This window comes from Nocardia jiangxiensis NBRC 101359 (assembly GCF_000308615.1).
GTDB classification, from domain to species: Bacteria; Actinomycetota; Actinomycetes; order Mycobacteriales; family Mycobacteriaceae; genus Nocardia; species Nocardia jiangxiensis.
Genome location: NZ_BAGB01000012.1, coordinates 142,586 through 148,492, shown reverse-complemented (window position 1 = coordinate 148,492; position 5,907 = coordinate 142,586). Strand labels below are relative to the sequence as shown.

The 5,907-nt window shown below is 65.5% G+C and carries 9 protein-coding genes; 1 reads left to right on the top strand and 8 read right to left on the bottom strand.

The window, feature by feature from the left end:
* Positions 1–15: 15 nt before the first annotated feature.
* Positions 16–528: a YbaB/EbfC family nucleoid-associated protein gene (locus tag ON40_RS03990; protein WP_063712934.1), complete on the bottom strand. Its 513-nt coding sequence runs from the start codon at positions 526–528 to the stop codon at positions 16–18.
* A gap of 17 nt (positions 529–545) precedes the next feature.
* A complete protein-coding gene (locus tag ON40_RS03985; RefSeq protein WP_040818535.1) occupies positions 546–869 on the bottom strand; it encodes a WXG100 family type VII secretion target in 324 nt (107 codons plus the stop codon).
* 173 nt (positions 870–1,042) lie between these two features.
* Here ON40_RS03985 and dtd point away from each other — a divergent pair, with 173 nt between their 5' ends.
* Entirely contained in the window at positions 1,043–1,486 is a 444-nt protein-coding gene (gene dtd, locus ON40_RS03980) for a D-aminoacyl-tRNA deacylase (RefSeq protein WP_040818764.1), read from the top strand.
* 12 nt (positions 1,487–1,498) lie between these two features.
* Here dtd and ON40_RS47875 read toward each other — a convergent pair whose 3' ends face one another.
* The 6 genes from ON40_RS47875 to rpmD form a co-directional block, all read right to left on the bottom strand.
* Positions 1,499–2,272, bottom strand: coding sequence for a DUF6585 family protein (locus ON40_RS47875; protein ID WP_051192657.1), 774 nt, complete (start codon positions 2,270–2,272; stop codon positions 1,499–1,501).
* A gap of 142 nt (positions 2,273–2,414) precedes the next feature.
* Positions 2,415–3,215: a type I methionyl aminopeptidase gene (gene map, locus ON40_RS03970; protein ID WP_040818532.1), complete on the bottom strand. Its 801-nt coding sequence runs from the start codon at positions 3,213–3,215 to the stop codon at positions 2,415–2,417.
* Between the two features lie 5 nt (positions 3,216–3,220).
* A complete protein-coding gene (locus tag ON40_RS03965; RefSeq protein ID WP_040818531.1) occupies positions 3,221–3,766 on the bottom strand; it encodes an adenylate kinase in 546 nt (181 codons plus the stop codon).
* On the bottom strand, positions 3,763–5,088 hold the full coding sequence (secY, locus tag ON40_RS03960) for a preprotein translocase subunit SecY (protein WP_040818528.1): 1,326 nt from the start codon (positions 5,086–5,088) through the stop codon (positions 3,763–3,765). Before secY ends, ON40_RS03965 begins: the two co-directional genes overlap by 4 nt.
* A 188-nt stretch (positions 5,089–5,276) precedes the next feature.
* The gene (gene rplO, locus ON40_RS03955; RefSeq protein ID WP_040818525.1) at positions 5,277–5,723 is read right to left on the bottom strand and encodes a 50S ribosomal protein L15; all 447 of its coding nucleotides are present in this window, start codon (positions 5,721–5,723) and stop codon (positions 5,277–5,279) included.
* Positions 5,720–5,905 (bottom strand): 50S ribosomal protein L30, encoded by a 186-nt coding sequence (rpmD, locus tag ON40_RS03950; RefSeq protein ID WP_040818521.1) that lies wholly within the window; start codon positions 5,903–5,905, stop codon positions 5,720–5,722. Before rpmD ends, rplO begins: the two co-directional genes overlap by 4 nt.
* Positions 5,906–5,907 lie beyond the last annotated feature (2 nt).

Sequence of the window (5,907 nt, the reverse complement as noted above, 5' to 3'; positions counted from 1 at the left end):
GGGACTACCCCGCGATCACCAACCGGCTTCTGTGGGCCGATGCTGCACTTCGTGGTCGTGGTCGTACGACTCCACGTCGGTGAACTGCATCTCGTCCGCGCCGGGTAGTGGGTTGCGCTCAGCCGAATTCGGCGGCTTCAGTGAGGGTTCCGGCGGTGTGGGCAGCTGACCGCGCAGGTCCGGCATGCCCTCGATGAGGTCGGAGAGTTTCGGCAGCCGGGCCCGCTGACTCTGCAGCGGCGACATCAGCTCCCGATTCTTCTCGGCCAGATCCTGGGCGGCCAGCTGGGCGGCCTCGGTGACCGCCTTGGCGATCGCCGAGAAGCCGAGGTTCTCGATACCCGGCCCGAACCTGGTCTCCACCACGACTCCGTCGGCATTCACGCTGACGGTGACGCGCTTATTGGAAACCGTTGCAGTACCGATCAATTGGGCACGCTGCTGCTGGATTCGAGCGACGGTGCGCAGCTGTTCCTGCGCATCCTCCACCATCGACTCCAGCTCGGCCCTGTCGAACTTGTATGCCATCGGTCACCGAACCGGCATCATTTGTCGAAGGTGACGTACACCGCGGCCGTGCCGTGCTCGGTGGTCTCGATCTTGTCCGCGCTCTGGGTCTGGCCCGTGGAATAGCTGTCGAAGGTCTTCTCGAACTGCCCCGCGCCGGTGATCATGTTGGACTTCGCGGTGAGGTAGCCCTTGTCGCCGTCGGCGAACTGGTGCCCGAGCGAATCGTCACCCCAGGGCTCGCCCCGAGCGGCCAGAGCCGACTGGAGGGTGGTGATGACACTCCCGATCCGGTCCCGCACCTCGCCGGTCTTGACCGACGCCCTGCGCAACTGCTCCGGATCGACCTTGACGGTCGTCATCGCGGTTCCCCTCTCCTCGCGTTGTCACATCGACGCGTTGTCACATTGACGCATCATCGACGATGACATTCGTCGGCGAATCCACCGTTGCGCCGACATGAACGAGGAGTAGCCGAAATGCAAATCGGCACAGCCAAACCTGGGAACAGGACAGACCTGCGATGATGTCCGACGTGCGAATTCTGGTGCAGCGCGTGAGTTCCGCGCAGGTGATCGTGGGTGAGGAAGTGGTCGGCCGCATCGACCCGGCCGCGGCGGGGGTGCCGCACGGTCTCGCGGCCCTGGTCGGGGTAACCCACACCGATTCCGAGGCGACCGCGAAGGCCCTGGCCGACAAGCTGTTCCGGCTGCGCATCCTGGACGGGGAACGTTCCGCCGCGGATCTGGGCGCACCCGTCCTGGTGGTCAGTCAGTTCACGCTCTACGCCGACACCGCCAAGGGCCGCCGGCCCTCCTGGTCCGCCGCGGCGCCCGGCCCGGTCGCCGAACCTCTGGTCGAGCTGTTCGCCGAAACCCTGCGCAAGCTCGGCGCGACCGTGGCCACCGGCCGATTCGGCGCGCACATGCGGGTCGAGTTGGTCAACGACGGTCCGGTGACCCTGCTGCTGGAAGCGTGAATCCGGTCCGGCTCAGCCGGCCGCGCCGGTGACGGACGTCGGGTGCAGTCGCTCGGCCAACGCCCGGAACACCACGTAATTCGGCACCAGGCACAGCGGCAGCGATTCCAGCGGCTGCGCCCGCCCCCGCACCCGCACACTCAACCAGCCACCGACCACGGCCAGATCACCGACCTGCGACCACGGCACCGACTCCGAACCGGTCCCCAGTTCCCTCGAGGTCAGCCACATCGGCGCGAAATCCAGTCGCTGCCCGGCGTCCAGCGCCGCCTGGGCAACCGGTAGCTGCGCGTGCAGAATGCCCTGTTCGATCTCCACGCCCCACTGTCGCGGACATTCGATGCCGTGCCGCAGCACCACCGGCTCACCATCGGTGTCCACGATCGTGTAGCGGTACGAAACTCCCTCTGCGGCAGGATCTTTGGCGGAATGCACGATCTTGCGCCGGACCGTCGTACTGTCGTACCGGACCACCCGGACCTGTCCCTCGCCCGAGGCGACCATGCCCTGCTCGTACAGATCCAGCCGACTCTCGCGCCGGTGCGCCGAACCGGACCGGCTCAGATCCCACAGCGACCAGACCCCGCCCGCCAGCAGCGCCACGATGCCCAGAGCGCCCACCGCCGGAACCCCGACGACGAAACCGATCGACGCGACCACGATCCCGACCGCGATCACCACGGCCTCGACCAGCGGCCGCCCCGCATCCGCGGGCCCCGGCCGATACGTCCGTAGGTACCGTCCGAGCCTCGCACGCTCGGCTGCCACGCCGACCGCTTCGGTCACCCCCGAGTCACCGCCCGATGTCACCACGAATGGGTGCCCACCGCGAGCCCGATCCACACCTGTTCCTCGAATAATTCACATAGAACGACGACGCACCCATGCCAACCTGTGGAATGGGTGCGTCGGTGTGCGCGGCGAGTGGTTACTCGGGTCGCAACGTCAAAATCCTCGGGCCGTCCTCGGTCACGGCGACGGTGTGTTCCCAGTGCGCCGCCCGAGTGCCGTCGGTCGTCACGACCGTCCAGTCGTCGGCGAGCACCTTCGTCTGCGTGGTGCCCAGCGTGAGCATCGGCTCGATCGCGAGCACCGAACCGACGACCAGCTTCGGTCCGCGACCCGGTGCGCCCTCGTTCGCCAGGAACGGATCCATGTGCATCTCGCGGCCGATGGCGTGCCCGCCGTACCCGTCCACGATGCCGTAGGACCGGCCGTGCTCGCGTTGGGCCGCGCGGGTGCCCAACTCGATCGCGTGCGAGATGTCGGTGAGCCGGTTGCCCGGCAGCATCGCCTCGATCCCGGCCTCCATGGACAGCCGCGTGGCATCGCTGAGCAGCCGATCGGGCTCGATGATCTCGCCGACGCCGAACGTCCACGCCGAATCACCGTGCCAGCCGTCCAGGATCGCCCCGCAGTCGATCGACACCAGATCGCCCTCGGCCAGAATCTCGTCCGCGACCGGAATCCCGTGCACCACACGGTCGTTCACCGAGGAACAGATCGATCCCGGAAAACCGTGATAGCCCTTGAAGGAAGGCACCGCACCCGCGTCGCGGATGATCTGCTCGGCGACCTCGTCCAATTCCAGTGTGGAAACGCCCGGCTTCGCGGCAGCGCGCACCGCGACCAGGGCCCGGCCCACGACCGCTCCGGCCGCCGCCATCGCATCCAGCTCACCGGAGGTGCGGAACGGCACCACCTTCTTGTGCTTACGGCCGAAGACCATCCGCGTCAGCGACCCAACGCCCGCAGCACGCGCCCGTTGACCTCGTCGACCTCGCCGACGCCGTCCACGGTGACGACCAGGCCGTCGTAGTGCTCGAGCAGCGGCGCGGTCTCCGACTGGTACACGTGCATCCGGTTGCGGATGACCTCTTCGGTGTCATCCGAGCGACCGCGGCCCAGCATGCGCCCCACCACGACGTCCTCGGCGACCTCGAGGCTCACCACGGCGCTGAGCTCGTGCCCCGCCTCCTTGAGCATCTTCTCCAGCGCCTCGGCCTGATCGACCGTGCGCGGATAACCGTCGAGTACGAAACCCTTCACCGCGTCCGGCTCGGCGATCCGGGATTCCACCATGCGATTGGTGACATCACTGGGCACCAGATTGCCCGCGTCGATATACCGCTGCGCCTCGCGCCCGAGCGGCGTCTGCTGCGAGATGTTCGCACGGAAGAGATTCCCCGTGGAGATGTGCGGGACGCCCAACTTGTCCGACAGCAGTTCAGCTTGTGTGCCCTTACCGGCACCCGGCGGACCGAGCAGTACGAGTCTCACTTGAGGAACCCTTCGTAATTTCTGTTCATCAGTTGGCTCTCGATCTGTTTCACCGTGTCGAGGCCCACACTCACGACGATCAGCACCGACGTACCACCGAACGGCAGGTTGCTCGCCGCACCACCGCCGCCGCCGATATGCAGCAGCAGATTCGGCAACACGGCAACAGCACCGAGATAGATGGACCCGGGCAGGGTGATCCGGCTCAGAACCCGAGTCAGATAGTCCGCGGTCGGCTTACCGGGACGATATCCGGGAATGAAGCCGCCGAACTTCTTCATCTCGTCCGCGCGTTCCTCCGGACTGAAGGTGATCGCGACGTAGAAGTAGGTGAAGAACACGATCAGCACGAAATAGATCGCGACATACACCGGATTACCCGGATTCACCAGGTATTCCTGAATGATCTTCTGCCACCAGCTGCCCTGAGCACCCGAGGACCCCTGCGTCAGCTGGGCCACCAGGTTCGGCAGATACAACAGCGAGGACGCGAAGATCACCGGGATGACACCGGCCTGATTGACCTTCAACGGCAGATAGGTCGACGAGCCGCCGTACATCTTTCGCCCGACGACACGTTTGGCGTATTGCACCGGAATCCGGCGTTGGCCCTGCTCCACGAAGATGACAGCGATGACCACCAGCAGTGCGGCCACGATGACCGCGCCGAAGATCAGGCCGCCGCGGCTGTCCAGAATGCCCTTGCCCTGCGAGGGCAGCCGCGCGGCGATACCGGCGAAAATCAGCAGCGACATGCCGTTTCCGACACCGCGATCAGTGATCTGCTCACCGAACCACATGACCAACGACGCACCGGCGGTCATCACCAGCACGATGATGATCATGCCGAAAATGCTCTTGTCGGAAAGAATGTCCTGATCGCACCCGCGCAGCAGCTGCTTGCGAGCGGCCAGCGCCACCAGACCGGTGGCCTGCAGAATCGCCAGCGCCACCGCGAGATATCGGGTGTACTGCGTCATCTTGGTCTGGCCGGACTGGCCTTCTTTGTGCAGTTCCTCGAAGCGCGGAATGACGACCCGCAGCAACTGGATGATGATGCTCGCTGTGATGTACGGCATGATGCCGATCGCGAACACCGAAAGCTGCAGCAGCGCACCACCGGAGAACAGGTTGATGAGCTGATAGATGCCCGCGTCACCGCCACCGCTGACGATGTCGACGCAGTGCTTGACAGCCTTGTAGTCCACACCGGGCGACGGCAGAGCCGCGCCGACGCGGTACAGCGCGATCAGGCCCAGCGTGAAGAGAATCTTCCGCCGTAGGTCCGGGGTCCGGAAAGCCGACACGAAGGCGGAAAACACAGATCCTCCTGGCTAACGACATGTGGGGTCATGCCCGGGTTTCGACAAGTCTTGGCAGACAACACTTGAACTCTAACAGCGACGCCGGACGGGCTCTCACCCGTCCGGCGACCTGTGTAGTACTGCGACCTACGCGAGGCGGTCACGTGGTCTTTCGCCACGCTACCGCCCCGCCGCACCGGTTACTGTCAGCCCAGCTCGGTGGCGGTGCCACCGGCCGCGGTGATCTTCTCCTTGGCGGAGCCGGAGAACTTGTCGGCGCTGACCTGAACGGCCACGGCGATATCGCCCTGGCCGAGCACCTTCACCAATTCGTTCTTGCGCACGGCGCCGGCGGCGACCAGTTCGGCCTTGCCGATCTCGCCACCCTGCGGGAACAGCCGGGCGATATCGCCGACGTTCACGACCTGGTACTCGACGCGGAACGGGTTGGTGAAGCCCTTGAGCTTCGGCAGCCGCATGTGCAGCGGCATCTGGCCACCCTCGAAACGGGCCGGGACGTTCTTGCGAGCCTTCGTACCCTTGGTACCGCGGCCCGCGGTCTTGCCCTTGGAACCCTCACCGCGACCGACGCGGATCTTGTCCTTCTTCGCACCCGGCGCGGGACGCAGGTGGTGCAGCTTGATCGGGGTCATGCGTTTACCTCCTCAACGGTAACGAGGTGGCGCACGACGTTGACCAGACCACGGTTCTGCGGGGTGTCCTCACGGACCACGCTCTGCCGGATCTTGCGCAGGCCGAGGGTGCGCAGCGAATCACGCTGGTTCGCCTTCGCGCCGATTGTGCTCTTGATCTGGGTGATCTTCAGCTGTGCCATGT

Bases quoted from the DNA above. Each gene is read 5' to 3' on its own strand.
- ON40_RS03990 (WP_063712934.1), bottom strand. From the start codon at position 528: ATGGCATACAAGTTCGACAGGGCCGAGCTGGAGTCGATGGTGGAGGAT.
- rplO (WP_040818525.1), bottom strand. From the start codon at position 5,723: ATGACCCCGATCAAGCTGCACCACCTGCGTCCCGCGCCGGGTGCGAAG.
- rpmD (WP_040818521.1), bottom strand. From the start codon at position 5,905: ATGGCACAGCTGAAGATCACCCAGATCAAGAGCACAATCGGCGCGAAG.
- ON40_RS03985 (WP_040818535.1), bottom strand. From the start codon at position 869: ATGACGACCGTCAAGGTCGATCCGGAGCAGTTGCGCAGGGCGTCGGTC.
- map (WP_040818532.1), bottom strand. From the start codon at position 3,215: ATGGTCTTCGGCCGTAAGCACAAGAAGGTGGTGCCGTTCCGCACCTCC.